Source organism: Nonomuraea sp. NPDC023979 (genome assembly GCF_040639085.1).
Lineage (GTDB): Bacteria > Actinomycetota > Actinomycetes > Streptosporangiales > Streptosporangiaceae > Nonomuraea > Nonomuraea ceibae.
In genome coordinates this window covers 142,031-154,525 of the sequence record NZ_JBEZZG010000011.1, presented here as the reverse complement: position 1 = coordinate 154,525, position 12,495 = coordinate 142,031, and the positions used below count along the sequence as shown (strand labels likewise).

Here is a 12,495-nt window from a genome sequence, read left to right as displayed (position 1 = left end):
GGGTCACTGGCCGGTGCGGCCGTCGATGCGTTCGCGCAGCAGGTCGGCGTGGCCGCAGTGGCGCGCGTACTCGGCGATCTGCGCCACCAGCATGTCGCGCAGCTGCAGGTTCGCGCCGTCGGGGCCGAGGTCGGAGGCTCCCGCGTTCCAGGCGCCGAGGTCGTCGACCCCGGCCACGTACCGGTCGGTGGCCGCCGACTCGGCCCGCCACCGCCGCCAGGCGTCCGCGACGACCTCCGGGTCGGCGACCGCGCCGTTCCAGTCGCCGTCGCGGTCCTGCTCGGTGCGGTAGAGCGGGGGAGCGTCCTCGCCGGCCATCACCCGGCGCAGGTGCCGCTCACCCTCGGCCAGGTGCCGCACCAGCCCGAGCAGCGACATGGTGGACGGCGGCGCGGAGCGCCGGGCGAGCTGCTCGGCGTCCAGGTCCGCGCACTTCATCTCCAGGGTGAGCCGGTAGTGGCGCAGGTAGTCGAGCAGGATGCCGCGCTCGCCGGTGGGCGCGGCGTCGCTCTCGCGGGGGTCGTCGTCCGGGTCGACCCACATGTCGGGGTAGACGGTCGCCCGCGTCCATCGCGCGGGTACGGGTTCGCTCGTGTCCGAGGTCGTCATCCCGGCATCGTCGGCCATCCGTCCCCCGGCCGCCACCGAATAAGCGGCGCCGCCACCCGCGCCCGGGGCATCAGCCGAGGTCAGAGGGGAAGAGAGGGGGCATGAGCGACAGAACGGACGAGTTGCCGGAGGCCGTCTCCGGTCTGGGCGGGGAGAGCGACGTGGTCGCCGAGCGGTCCGGGTCGACCACGCCCCGGCTCCGCCGGCCCGTCCCCGTGGACCCGCCGGAGGCCAGGGACGAGCCCGCGGACGATGATGAGGCCGAGGGCAGGGCCGAGGGTGAGGAGCGGGACGACGACGAGGACGACGTGACCCGCCCGGACGCGGGCCCCACCGGCTAGGCGCCCGGCAGCTCCCTACGCCTTCCGGAGCAGGGCCAGGGTCCGGTCCAGTTCCGTCTGGAGGACGGCTTCCGCGGTGTCGGGGTCGCCCGCCTCGACGGCCTCGACCAGGCGGGCGTGCGCGTCGTCGCCGGGGTTGGCGTCGTCGTGCCGCAGCCCCAGCAGCTCCACCAGGTCGATCAGCCGCTCGCGCAGCGCGGGCGCGAACTCGGCGAAAAGACCGGTCAGCACCGGGTTGCCCGCCGCCGCGACGACGGCCGCGTGCAGGGCGATGTCGGCGTCCACGAAGGCCGCGTCGCCGCCGCCGGCCGCCGCCCGCCGGGCCGCCAGCGCCGCCCGGAGCGCCCTCACGTCGTCGTCGGTACGGCGGGCCGCCGCCAGCCGCGCGGCCCGGGTCTCGACGATCACGCGGACCTCGTACACGTCGGTGATGGCGGCGCGGCGCAGGCGGGCGGGCCAGTCCTCGGCCGGTTCGGCGGCGATGACGAAGACGCCGCTGCCCTGGCGCGGCTGGACCAGGCCGGCGCCGGTGAGGGCGCGCAGCGCCTCGCGCACGGTGGAGCGGCCGACGCCGAGGGTCTGGGCCAGCGCGTTCTCGCTGGGCAGGCGGGTGCCGACTGGCCAGTGGCCGCCGGTGATCTGCTCGCGCAGGCGGGCGGTGGCCTGCTCGACCAGCGGGCTGGGACGCAGCGCTCCGAGCGCCATCCGAATCCACCTCTCAGCTTGTCTGAGGACCTGAGTTGTGGCTATCGTACCCGACATGACGTACCGCGGTCTCCTTCTCGGCCGCCGCGGCGGGGCCTGACCCAGGGCCGGCACCCCGCCGCGGCGGGGTCGAGTGCTGCCGGTCCGCGTTCTTGACCAGAGAAGGAGACGACCATGCGGTGGAATCCGCAACAGCCCAGCGTCATGCCCTCGCACCGCTACCGGCCCGCGCACGAGCGGGTCAGCGTGCCCCTCACCGACCGGCAGTGGCCGGCGAACCGGACCACGCGGGCCCCGCTCTGGGTGCCCGTCGACCTGCGCGACGGCAACCAGGCGCTGGCCGAGCCGATGGACCCCGCGCGCAAACGGCGCATGTTCGAGCTGCTGGTGCGCATGGGCTACAAGGAGATCGAGGTCGGCTACCCGTCGGCCAGCCGGACGGACTTCGACTTCGTCCGGCAGCTCGCCACCTCCGGGACGGTGCCCGACGACGTGACCGTCGTGGTGTTCACCCCGGCCAGGGCCGACCTGATCGAGCGCACCTACGCCGCCGCCGAAGGGCTGCCCCGCGTCGTCGTGCACCTCTACACCGCCACCGCCCCCGTCTGGCGCGACGTGGTGCTCGGGCGCGACCGCGACGAGCTGCGCGCGCTCATCGTGGACGCCGCCGCGCTCGTCGCCAGGCTGGGCGACGCCCGCGACGGCGTGCGCTACCAGTTCTCGCCCGAGGTGTTCAACCTCACCGAGCCCGACTACGTGCTGGAGGTGTGCGACGAGCTGACCGCGCTGTGGGACGCGAGCCCCGACCGGCCGGTGATCCACAACCTGCCCGCCACCGTCGAGATCGCCACCCCCAACGTGTACGCCGACCAGATCGAGTACATGCACCGCCACCTGGCCCGGCGCGACTCGGTCATCCTGTCGGTGCACCCGCACAACGACCGCGGCACCGGCGTCGCCTGCGCCGAGCTGGCCGTGCTGGCCGGGGCGCAGCGGGTGGAGGGCTGCCTGTTCGGCAACGGCGAGCGCACCGGCAACGTCGACCTCGTCACGCTCGCGCTCAACCTGCACGCCCAGGGCGTCGACCCGATGATCGACCTGTCCGACATCGACGAGGTCAGGCGCACCGTCGAGCACTGCAACCGGCTGCCCGTGCCCGAGCGCCACCCGTACGCGGGCGACCTCGTCCACACCGCCTTCTCCGGCACCCACCAGGACGCGATCAAGAAGGGCCTGGCCCACCACGCCCGGCGGGCCGCCGAGCTCGGCGTGCCGGAGTCACAGGCGCCCTGGGAGGTGCCCTACCTGCCGATCGACCCGGCCGACGTGGGCCGCGGCTACCAGGCGGTCATCCGCGTCAACAGCCAGTCGGGCAAGGGCGGCATCGCCTACCTGCTCGGCGCCCGCCACGGGCTGGAGCTGCCACGCAGGCTGCAGATCGACTTCTCCGCCGTGGTGCAGCGCGACGCCGACGGCAGCGGCGAGGAGATCACCGCCGAGCGGCTGTGGACGCTGTTCAGGCGGACGTACCTGGACGTGGCGGGGCCGCTCGCGGTGACCGGCTGGCGCACCGCCGAGACCGCGCCGGGGACCCACGAGTTCACCGGCACGCTGGACGACGGCACGCCGCTGCGCGGCACCGGCAACGGGCCGCTGGCCGCGCTCGCCGCCGCGCTGGCCGGGGCCGGCGTCGAGGCCGACATCCTGCACTACGCCGAGCACGCCACCGGCACGGGCAGCGGCAGCCAGGCCGTCGCCTACGTCGAGGCGCGCGCCGGCGGCGTCACCCGCTGGGGCGCGGGCCGCGACTCGTCGGTCCTCACCGCGTCGGTGCACGCCGTGCTCGCCGCCGTCAACCGGGCCCTTCAGAGCGACAGCGCCTTGGCGCACTCGTCCCGGTAACGCTCGGTACGGGCGCGCAGCCGCGCCGGGTCGTCCAGCACCGCCCGGGACACCGACGGCACCACCGCGTGCCGTACCGAGGCGAACCGCCGGCCCACGTCGGCGGGCGAGGCGCCCTGCGCGCCGAGCCCCGGCGCCAGCACCGGCCCGTTGAGCCGGTCGAGCGCGTAGCCCGGCGAGGCGACGGTCGCGCCGACGACCACGCCGACCGAGCCGAGCGGCCGCACCCCCTCGTTGGCCGCCCGCACCCCCGCGTACACCTCCCCGGCGACCGCGCTCTGCAGCGCGGCCGCCTCGGGGTTGGAGGTGCGGGCGAGCACGAACACGCCCGCGTCGCCGGCGAGCGCGGAGGTGATCGCGCCGCTCAGGCTGCCGAAGCCCAGGTACGGGCTGAGCGTCACCGCGTCGGCGGCCAGCGGGCTGCCCCGGTCGAGGTACGCCTCGGCGTAGGCGGCCATCGTGCTGCCGATGTCGCCGCGTTTGACGTCGAGCAGCACCAGCGTGCCCGCGTCGCGCAGGTCGGCGATCGTGCGCTCCAGCACCGCGATGCCGCGGCTGCCCCAGCGCTCGTAGAAGGCCGACTGCGGCTTCATCACGGCGACCAGGTCGCCCACCGAGTCGGCGACCGTGCGGCTGAAGCGCTCCAGCCCCATCGGCGAGTCGTCGAGGCCCCACGCCCCGAGCAGCTCCGGGCTCGGATCGATGCCCACGCACAGCGGTCCGTACTTGTCCATCCTCGCCCGCAACCGTGTTCCGAACGGCTCATCCATCCCCAGGCCCCCTCACGACCGGTAGGAAGACTATGGGGCGGGAGCCGCACACCAGTAGTCCGGGCGGCGGATCCGTGGGCTCCCGCCCCCCACAGCATCCGATATGTCCGGCATGTCGGCCAGAGTCCCGCGCTCTGACAGTCTTTCCGGGTATGAGTCATGGGTAGATCAGCCAGCATGTACGAGATCGCCCGACGGACGCTGACGTTGCGCACCGAGCCGCCGGGGGAGGTGGTCGCGGCGGTCGGGATGCCGTACGAGGAGCCCACGGGGGAGTGGTCGTGCCCGTACCGGATCGACGGGCTGGCCGGGTGGGAGCACGAGCGGAAGGTCACCGCCGACGACTCGCTGCGCGCCGTCGAGCTCGCCCTCGTCACCGTGCGGGCGGCGCTCGCGGGCTCCCACGAGGCCCGGGAGGGCCTGCTCGCCTGGGACGACGAGCCCGGTGGCAGGCGCCCGCTGACCGTGTACGTCGACTGGGACGCCGGGCACGACGTCGCCTACGTCGCGATGAGGCCCGAGGCGGCGCCCGGCGAGGCGACCCGCCACGTCGTCGCCGAGGACGTCGTGCTCGGCTACGGCGACTCCGGCGAGCTCCTCGGCCTGGAGATCGCCCAGGCCGGCGTCCGGCTGCCCCCGGAGCTGCGGATCTAGCGCCGCAGCAGCCACCGCCAGCGCGGCAGCTCCAGCACCGCCGTCACCGCCGCCAGCGCCGACACGACCCCGGCGGCCACCGGATGCCAGGCCGCCCACGACGCCGCCACCGCCACCGCGAGCTGCAGCAGCACCAGCGCGATCGTCACCGGCCCCGGCACCGCCACGAGCACCTGCCGCTTGTCGCCCGGCGTCGCGAACACCGTCGGCAGCCCGATCAGCACCACCACCGACAGCACCGCCAGCGGCACCGAGAACGAGGCCAGCGCCCACGGCGCCGCCACCCACGCGACCAGCTCGGTCGCGAACCGGAACACCGAGGCGACCCGATCATCAGGCCGGCCGCCGGCGCGGCCGTCCGGCCGGGCATGGGCCCGGTCGTCCGCACGGTCGTCCGCACGATCGTCCGCACGATCGTCCGCACGATCGTCCGCACGATCGTCCGCACGGTCGCCTGCCCGGTCATTTGTCCGGTCGTCTGCGTGCTCGGGGGAGGTCACGCGGCGCACCCTACCGCCGGGCGGCCCGGCCCGGAAGGCGGCCGGCGCCCATAATCGGGTACGTGAACCCTCCGCGCATCGTCGCCACCGACCTCGACGGAACCCTCCTGCGCTCCGACGGCACCGTCTCCCCCCGCACCCGGGACGCGCTGCGGCTGGCCCGCGACGCCGGGGCCGAAATCGTGTTCGTCACCGCCCGCCCGCCCCGCTCCATGGCCCCCATCGCCCGCCGGGCCGGCGCGCTCGGCACCGCCGTGTGCAGCAACGGCGCCATCGTGTACGACGTGACCGCCGACGAGATCGTCACCATGCACGCCCTCGACCCGGCGGCGGCCAGGAAGGTCGTCGGCGCGCTGACCGAGGCGCTGCCCGGCATCGCGTTCGGCGCCGAGACCGGCCACGCCGTGCTGTGCCAGCCCGGCTACGGCCGCAGCCACCCCGGCGACGAGGCCTGGCGCCGCTCGGTGCCCGACGTGTGCGCGGCGGGCGAGCCCATCGTGAAGCTGCTCGCCTGGCTGCCCGAGCACCCGCTGGACGACCTGTTCACCGCGGCGACCGCGGCCGTCGAGGGGCAAGCCGAGGTCACCCACTCGGGCGTGCCCGGACTCCTGGAGATCAGCGCCCCCGGGGTGACCAAGGCCGGCACCCTGGCCGCCTTCTGCGACCGGCTCGGAGCCGGGCCTGACGACGTGGTGGCCTTCGGCGACATGCCCAACGACCTCGCCGTGCTGGCCTACGCCGGAGCCGGCTACGCCATGGCCAACTCCCACCCCATGGTGCTGCGAGCCGCCGGGCGGCGCACGCTGTCCAACGACGAGGACGGGGTGGCCGTCGTCCTGGAACAGCTCTTCACCCGCTGACCGGCTGCCCGGGGCTCGCGTCCTGGGCGGCCATCACCTCCTCGGCGTGCTCGAAGGCCCACTCGCCCAGCACGCCGATCGGCCCCAGCAGGCTCCGGCCCAGCGCCGTCAGCTCGTACTCCACCCGGGGCGGCGCCTCTGCGTACGCCCGCCGCGTCACCAGGCCGTGGAACTCCAGCCGGCGCAGCGTCTCCGTCAGCACCTTGGCGCTGATGCCGCCGATGCCCGCCCGCAGGTCCGCCGGCCGGCGCGGGCCGTCGCGCAGCGACCACAGGACGACCGCGTTCCACGTGTTGGAGATCAGGTCGAAGGCCAGCCGCGCCTGGCAGTCGGCGAGAAACACGAGCCCTCCCGATAGGCACCGTCCGGTGCGTATTGGCATTCCTAGAGTCCCCATGCAAGCAGACGTCCTCGGAAGGATGAGCATGAGGATCGGCATTCTCGGCGCCGGCGGCATGGCCGACGCCCTCGGCACGCAGTGGGCCCGCGCGGGCCACGCCCTGATGGTCAGCGGCCGCGACCCCGGCCGCGCCGCGGCGACCGCCGCCACCCTGACCGCCGCCGCCCCGCACGGCCTGCCCGCCACGGCGGGCACGTTCGAGGAGGCCGCCGCGTTCGGCGACGTGGTCGTGGTGGCCGTGCTGGAGGAGGCGGCCGACCAGGTGGTACGGGCCGCCGGACCGGCGCTGCGCGGCAAGCCGCTGATCGACGTGACCAACGCCGTCGGGCCCGGCGCGTACGACGTGACGCGCTCCGTCGCCGAACGGATCGCCGCCCTCACCGGCGGGCACGTGGTGAAGGCGTTCAACCTCTGCCACGTGGACGTGTGGCGCATGACGCCCCCGGTGTTCGACGGCCGGCCGCTCGCCGTGCCCCTCTGCGGCGACGACGACCACGCCCTCGGCCTCGCCCGCACCCTCGTCACCGACCTGGGCTGCACCCCCGTCCACGGCGGCGGCCTCGACCGGGCCAAACTCCTGGAAGCCACGGCCGCCTTCATGATCGGCCTCTGGATCAGCGGCGCCGACGCCCAGGCAGTCCTCCCACCCCTCCCCCACTCCGGCCCCCACCCGGACGAGCCTTAGGAACCCCTGGGGGAAGGGCCCCGCTCCTTGGGGTGCGTCCCCTTCGGGCCCGCTCGGGTGCGTCCCCTCGGGGTCGCCCCACGGGCGCGGCTCCCCTCGGGTGCGGCCCCTCGGGGGTGGCCTACCTCGGGCACCCCGGCCGCCGGACCGCTCCCGGCTCCCCGAGGCCCAGGCCCTTGGGTACGGGCCTCTTGGGGGCTCACCTCAGGTGCGGCGGCCGCCGGGCCACACCCTTCCGGGCATCCGCTCCCGGGCTTCCTCGAGGTCCCGGCCCTCCGGGCGCGGCCCCTCCGGGGGTGGGCCCTCTGGGGTGGGCCCCCGGCGTGGCCCTCCGGCGTGGCCCCCGGCGTGACCCCCGGGGGGTGGGCCCCCTCGGGGGGTGGTTCCCTTGGGGCGTCGCGGCTGTCGGGCCGCCCTGCCCCTCCACCCGCGGTCCCGGCCCCCGGGTGTGCGCGGTCGTGGGGTGGGGGCGGTAGGGGTGTACGACCGGGGGTGTAGGGCGGATGACGACGTGGGGTGGATGTACGGGCGCCGCGGCGCCGGGATGCTGGGGGCCCGCACCGAGCGAAGGAGAGTCGCGTGGTCACCGAGGTCGCCCCCAGGACGAGCGGATATCTGACCGCCTTCAAAGCAGTCGCCCTGCTGAACGCCGCCGCCGTGCTGCTCCAGGCCGTGACGGCCGGGCAGCTGATGGAGGGTGCGGGCCGGGCGCTGCACGGCGCGGGCGCGGGCGCCGTCCACCTGCTGGGCCTGGCGCTGGTCGTCAGCGCGGTGCTCGTGTGGCGGCCGGGCCGGGGCCCGCTGTGGCCGTCGCTGGTCGGCCTGGCGGTGCTGCTGCTGGGCCTGGTCCAGTCCATGGTGGGCGGTTCGGGCGCGGTCGCCGTGCACGTGCCGCTGGGCATGGTGCTGTTCGGGCTCAGCGTGTGGCTGCTGGCCTGGACGTTCCGCCGCTGACGCAGTGGGGCCCGCGAGCCCGGACGGGCCGCAGGCCCAAAGAAGGTCAGGTGCCGTGGCGGGCCAGGTGGTCGGCCTGGCGTACCGGCTCGGGCAGCCGGTAGCGGGGCGACAGGCGCAGCACCTGGCCGGTGACGGTGTCGAGGCTGACGCGGTGCCCCTGGGACACGTACACCGGCTTGGTGCCGGTCCGGGTGCGCAGCGCCCGTCCCACGGGGACGCCGTCGAGGACGATGGGCGACCAGGAGCCGCGCGCCGCTCCGGGCGGTTCGTGGGCGCCGACGAACGGCGTCTTGCCGACCCCGAGCGACGGCAGCCCGGTGAGGACGCCCAGGTGGCAGGCCAGGCCGAAGCCGCGCGGGTGCGCGAGCCCGTAGCCGTCGCAGACGAGCAGGTCCGGCGTGACGGTGAGCCGTTCGAGCGCCTCGACGAGCGCGGGCAGCTCGCGGAAGGCGAACAGGCCGGGCACGTACGGGAAGGCCGCCCGCCCGTGCACGACCACCCGTTCCACGACGTCGAGCGTCTCGGCGTCGAGCACGACGACGGCGGCCGACAGCGCGTCGTGGTCGTCGCCCCGCCCGTGGTAGTGCACGTCGAGGCCCGCGACCGTGGTGAACGTGCCGGGCCCGTCCAGCTCGATGTGAGGCCGGAGCCGCTCCTGGATCGCCTCCGCCTCGGCGACACTGTCAGGCCACGGGTGAAGCTGCTTTACACGCACCCGACCCAACTTACGACCTTTCAACTAGGCCGCGGCACGCCTTCCGGAAGACCGGAATTCGATCTCCATCCCGATACCAGCACGAACGTGGGCTTGCTGGGAGGAAGTTCTGTAGTGTCGGGATTCGTGAGCGATGTCTTGGTGCTGATCGGGCCGGGAGCGGCGATCGACGAAGCTCTGCTGGGCGAGATCGCCGAAGGCGAGTTCACTGCGCTGGGCGTGCGCGGGGTGATCACGTACGCGCGTGACGCCGCCGCCGTCCGGGCCCGCACCGCCAGGCGCCGGAGCGGCTCCGAACGGGCGGTCGTGATCATCCCGGGCCCGGACGAGGGCATCAGGAGCCTGATGCGCGAGCCGCTCGGCCTGGTCGTCTGGCTGGACGTCTGGCGGGCCGACGGCGTCGAGACCGGCGAGGGCGCCACGCACATCCACGGGCGCGGGCTCGACGGCCTGTCGTGGGCGATCCGCCACGCCGTGCACCGCCTGCGCCACCCGCGCCGCCGTGTCGCGTACGGGGAGCACCGGCAGCAGTGGGGCGAGCTGTACCTGCCCGAACGGCTGCCCGGGGACGGCGGGCTGCCGGTGGTGGCGCTGGTGCACGGCGGGTACTGGCGGTCGGTGTGGCAGGCCGACCTCATGGAGGCGCTCTGCGCCGACCTCACCGGCAGCGGCCACGCGGTCTGGAACCTGGAGTACCGGCCGCCGGACCTGCACGGGTGGGAGGCGACGACGGCCGACGTGGCGGCCGGGCTGAAGGCGCTGACCGGCCTGGACGCGCCGCTCGACCTGGACCGGGTCGCCGTGGCGGGCCATTCGGCGGGCGCGCAGCTCGCCCTGCGCGCCGTCGCTGACGGCGCCCCCGCCAAGGTCGCGGTGTCGCTCGCGGGCGTGCTCGACCTGGTCGAAGGCGGCAGGCGCTGGATCGGCCAGGGCGCCGTGGCCGACGCGCTCGGCGCCCCCGCCCCGCCTCCCGGGCCGCCGGGGCAGCCCGAGCCGGGCGGCCCCGCGGACCTGTACGCGCAGGCCGCCCCGCTCGCCCGGCTGCCGCTGAAGGTCAGGCAGGTCGTCGTCCAGGGCACCGGGGACGACTCGGACCTGCGCGACTTCGCGCGACGCTACGCGCGCGCCGCCGCCACGGCGGGGGACCGGGTGACGTACGTGGAGATGCCCGGCGACCACTTCGACGTGATCGATCCGCGTTCGCCGATCTGGCAGGCCACGGTCCGCGCCGTCGACGCCGCACTCGGATAGCTGGACATTCCCCGCCGCCCGCCGTACGAAGGAAGGATGGAGGTCACGATCGTCGGCGCCGGCCTCGTCGGCTGCCTGCTCGCCTGCTTCCTGGCCCGCCGCTCGCACCGGGTGACGCTGTACGAGCGCCGCCAGGACCCGCGCGAGCGCGGCGCGGACCGGGGCAGGTCGATCAACCTGGCGATCTCCGAGCGGGGCATCGACGCGCTGCGCCGGGTCGGGCTCGACCGGGAGGTGCTCAAGGACGCGATCCCGATGCCGGGCCGGATGATGCACGCGCTCGACGGCGGCCTGACCTTCCAGCCCTACAGCGCCGACCACCGGCAGGCGATCAACTCCATCGGCCGCGCCGAGCTGAACATGAAGCTGCTGGACGCCGCCACGGCGCTGCCCGGCGTCGAGGTCCGCTTCGGCCACCGGCTCACCGGGCTGGACGAGCGGACAGGGCGGCTGACGTTCGAGACGGAGACCGGACCGGGCGAGGCGCGGGCACGGGTGGTGATCGGCGCCGACGGCGCGTTCAGCGCGGTGCGGGCCCGGCTGCAGGCGCTGCCCGGCGTGAGCTTCAGCCAGAGCTACCTCGACTACGGCTACAAGGAGCTCACGATCCCGGCCAGGGGCGGCGCGTTCGCGCTGGAGCGGGGCGCGCTGCACATCTGGCCGCGCGGCGCGTCGATGATGATCGCGCTGCCGAACCCCGACGGCTCCTTCACCTGCACGCTCTTCTGGCCGCACCGCGCGTTCGCCGAGCTCGGCGACCCGGCGCGGGTGCGGGAGCACTTCGCCGAGCACTACCCCGACGCCTCCGCGCTGATGCCGGACCTGGCCGCGGACTTCGCGGCGAACCCGGTCGGCCACCTCGTCACCATGCGCTGCGACCCGTGGCACGTGACCACCGACGCCGCCGTGGTCGGCCTGGTGGGCGACGCCGCGCACGCCATCGTGCCGTTCTACGGCCAGGGCGCCAACTGCGGTTTCGAGGACTGCGTCGAGCTGGACCGGTGCCTGGACGAGACGGGCGACGACTTCGCCGGGGCGCTGGCGCTGTTCGAGCGCCGCCGGGCCGACACGGACGTGATCGCCCGGCTGGCGCTGGCGAACTTCGTCGAGATGCGGGACAAGGTCGGCTCCCGGATGTTCCTGGCGGGCAAGCGGCTGGAGCACGCGCTGGAGCGGGCGCTGCCGGGACGGTACGCCTCCCGCTACGAGCTGGTGTCGTTCTCCACGACCCCGTACGCCGAGGTGGAGCGCCGGGTGGCCCGCCAGCGCGGGTGGGCGGCGGGCGGGCTGCTCCTCGGCGCGGCGGGGCTGGCTGGGCTGGCCGGGCTCGGGATGATGGCACGCGGACGCCGGCCCGGTGGGCTGGACAAAACGGACAACCCCTAGCATGTCTGGGTGATCGTCGGCGAGGTTCTCGGGCTGCTCGGAGTCGGGCTGGCGGCCGGAGTGGTCAGCACCGTGGTGAGCCTCGCCTCGATCGTCTCCTACCCGGCGCTGCTGGCGTTCGGCCTGCCGCCGCTCACCGCGAACGTCACCAACACCGTCGCGTTGCTGTTCACCGGCCTCGGCGCGGCCCTCGGCTCACGGCCCGAGCTGGCCGGCCAGGCGCCCCGGGTGCTCCGGCTCGGCTGGCTGACCGCACTCGGCGGGGCCACGGGCGCGTACCTGCTGCTGGTGACGCCGTCGCGGACGTTCGAGCAGATCGCCCCGTGGCTCATCGGCCTGGCGTCGCTGCTGCTGATCCGGCCGCCGAAGGGGGAGCGGCACAGCGAGCACGGGCTGCTCACCCGGTGCGCGCTGTTCGCCGTGGCGATCTACGTCGGCTACTTCGGGGCGGCGGGCGGCATCCTCATGTTCGCGGTGCTGTCGTCGATGCTGGCGGGCACCCCGGCCAAGCTCAACGCGCTGAAGAACGTGCTGTCCGGGCTGGCCAACGCGGTGGCGGCGACCGGGTTCGCGCTGTTCGGGCCGGTCGACTGGGGGGCGGCGGCGCCGCTGGCGGCGGGCTTCCTGGCCGGCGGCTGGCTCGGCCCCAAGATCGCCCGCCGCCTGCCCGGTCAAAGCCTGCGCTACCTGGCCGCCGCCTGCGGCCTGGCCGTCGCCGTCAAGCTCGGCTGGGACGCCTACACGGGCTGAGCGCCTCGCC

General features: G+C 75.0%; 16 protein-coding genes. 10 read left to right on the top strand and 6 right to left on the bottom strand.

From position 1 onward, the window contains the following. Positions 1-3: 3 nt before the first annotated feature. Complete coding sequence (locus AB0G11_RS21300; protein ID WP_357587585.1) at positions 4-609, bottom strand: DinB family protein; 606 nt, start codon at positions 607-609, stop codon at positions 4-6. A gap of 101 nt (positions 610-710) precedes the next feature. On the opposite strand from AB0G11_RS21300, the gene AB0G11_RS21295 reads away from it, so the two are divergent. Beyond that, positions 711-950: a hypothetical protein gene (locus AB0G11_RS21295; protein WP_219501980.1), complete on the top strand. Its 240-nt coding sequence runs from the start codon at positions 711-713 to the stop codon at positions 948-950. A gap of 15 nt (positions 951-965) precedes the next feature. On the opposite strand, the gene AB0G11_RS21290 is transcribed toward AB0G11_RS21295, so the two are convergent. Then, positions 966-1,655, bottom strand: a complete 690-nt coding sequence (locus AB0G11_RS21290) for an FCD domain-containing protein (protein WP_357587583.1) — start codon at positions 1,653-1,655, stop codon at positions 966-968. Positions 1,656-1,829: 174 nt separating this feature from the next. Between AB0G11_RS21290 and leuA the strand changes: the two genes are divergently transcribed. Then, positions 1,830-3,557 (top strand): 2-isopropylmalate synthase, encoded by a 1,728-nt coding sequence (leuA, locus tag AB0G11_RS21285; protein WP_357587582.1) that lies wholly within the window; start codon positions 1,830-1,832, stop codon positions 3,555-3,557. Here the strand turns inward: leuA and pyrF are convergent. After that, the gene (gene pyrF / locus AB0G11_RS21280; RefSeq protein WP_219501984.1) at positions 3,521-4,327 is read right to left on the bottom strand and encodes an orotidine-5'-phosphate decarboxylase; all 807 of its coding nucleotides are present in this window, start codon (positions 4,325-4,327) and stop codon (positions 3,521-3,523) included. The two genes, leuA and pyrF, sit on opposite strands and share 37 nt — an antisense overlap. Positions 4,328-4,504: 177 nt before the next feature. Between pyrF and AB0G11_RS21275 the strand changes: the two genes are divergently transcribed. Continuing rightward, complete coding sequence (locus AB0G11_RS21275; RefSeq protein ID WP_357587580.1) at positions 4,505-4,981, top strand: hypothetical protein; 477 nt, start codon at positions 4,505-4,507, stop codon at positions 4,979-4,981. Here AB0G11_RS21275 and AB0G11_RS21270 read toward each other — a convergent pair. Next, positions 4,978-5,298: a hypothetical protein gene (locus tag AB0G11_RS21270; RefSeq protein WP_357587578.1), complete on the bottom strand. Its 321-nt coding sequence runs from the start codon at positions 5,296-5,298 to the stop codon at positions 4,978-4,980. The two genes, AB0G11_RS21275 and AB0G11_RS21270, sit on opposite strands and share 4 nt — an antisense overlap. A gap of 51 nt (positions 5,299-5,349) precedes the next feature. On the opposite strand from AB0G11_RS21270, the gene AB0G11_RS21265 reads away from it, so the two are divergent. Beyond that, complete coding sequence (locus tag AB0G11_RS21265; protein ID WP_357587576.1) at positions 5,350-5,535, top strand: hypothetical protein; 186 nt, start codon at positions 5,350-5,352, stop codon at positions 5,533-5,535. 8 nt (positions 5,536-5,543) lie between these two features. Further along, on the top strand, positions 5,544-6,341 hold the full coding sequence (locus tag AB0G11_RS21260) for an HAD family hydrolase (protein WP_219501990.1): 798 nt from the start codon (positions 5,544-5,546) through the stop codon (positions 6,339-6,341). Here AB0G11_RS21260 and AB0G11_RS21255 read toward each other — a convergent pair. Further along, positions 6,331-6,684 (bottom strand): helix-turn-helix domain-containing protein, encoded by a 354-nt coding sequence (locus AB0G11_RS21255; RefSeq protein ID WP_357587574.1) that lies wholly within the window; start codon positions 6,682-6,684, stop codon positions 6,331-6,333. The genes AB0G11_RS21260 and AB0G11_RS21255 overlap by 11 nt on opposite strands. 82 nt (positions 6,685-6,766) lie before the next feature. On the opposite strand from AB0G11_RS21255, the gene AB0G11_RS21250 reads away from it, so the two are divergent. Beyond that, complete coding sequence (locus AB0G11_RS21250; protein WP_357587572.1) at positions 6,767-7,426, top strand: NAD(P)-binding domain-containing protein; 660 nt, start codon at positions 6,767-6,769, stop codon at positions 7,424-7,426. Between the two features lie 579 nt (positions 7,427-8,005). Further along, complete coding sequence (locus AB0G11_RS21245; RefSeq protein WP_219501997.1) at positions 8,006-8,380, top strand: hypothetical protein; 375 nt, start codon at positions 8,006-8,008, stop codon at positions 8,378-8,380. Positions 8,381-8,426: 46 nt separating this feature from the next. On the opposite strand, the gene AB0G11_RS21240 is transcribed toward AB0G11_RS21245, so the two are convergent. Then, positions 8,427-9,098 (bottom strand): endonuclease V, encoded by a 672-nt coding sequence (locus tag AB0G11_RS21240; protein WP_219501999.1) that lies wholly within the window; start codon positions 9,096-9,098, stop codon positions 8,427-8,429. A gap of 126 nt (positions 9,099-9,224) precedes the next feature. Between AB0G11_RS21240 and AB0G11_RS21235 the strand changes: the two genes are divergently transcribed. From AB0G11_RS21235 to AB0G11_RS21225, 3 genes are read left to right on the top strand one after another with little or no spacing between them, the layout of a single operon-like run. After that, a complete protein-coding gene (locus AB0G11_RS21235; RefSeq protein WP_357587570.1) occupies positions 9,225-10,349 on the top strand; it encodes an alpha/beta hydrolase in 1,125 nt (374 codons plus the stop codon). Between the two features lie 36 nt (positions 10,350-10,385). Beyond that, complete coding sequence (locus tag AB0G11_RS21230; protein ID WP_357587568.1) at positions 10,386-11,735, top strand: NAD(P)/FAD-dependent oxidoreductase; 1,350 nt, start codon at positions 10,386-10,388, stop codon at positions 11,733-11,735. A 9-nt stretch (positions 11,736-11,744) separates the two neighbouring features. Then, positions 11,745-12,485 (top strand): sulfite exporter TauE/SafE family protein, encoded by a 741-nt coding sequence (locus tag AB0G11_RS21225; RefSeq protein ID WP_357587566.1) that lies wholly within the window; start codon positions 11,745-11,747, stop codon positions 12,483-12,485. Positions 12,486-12,495 lie beyond the last annotated feature (10 nt).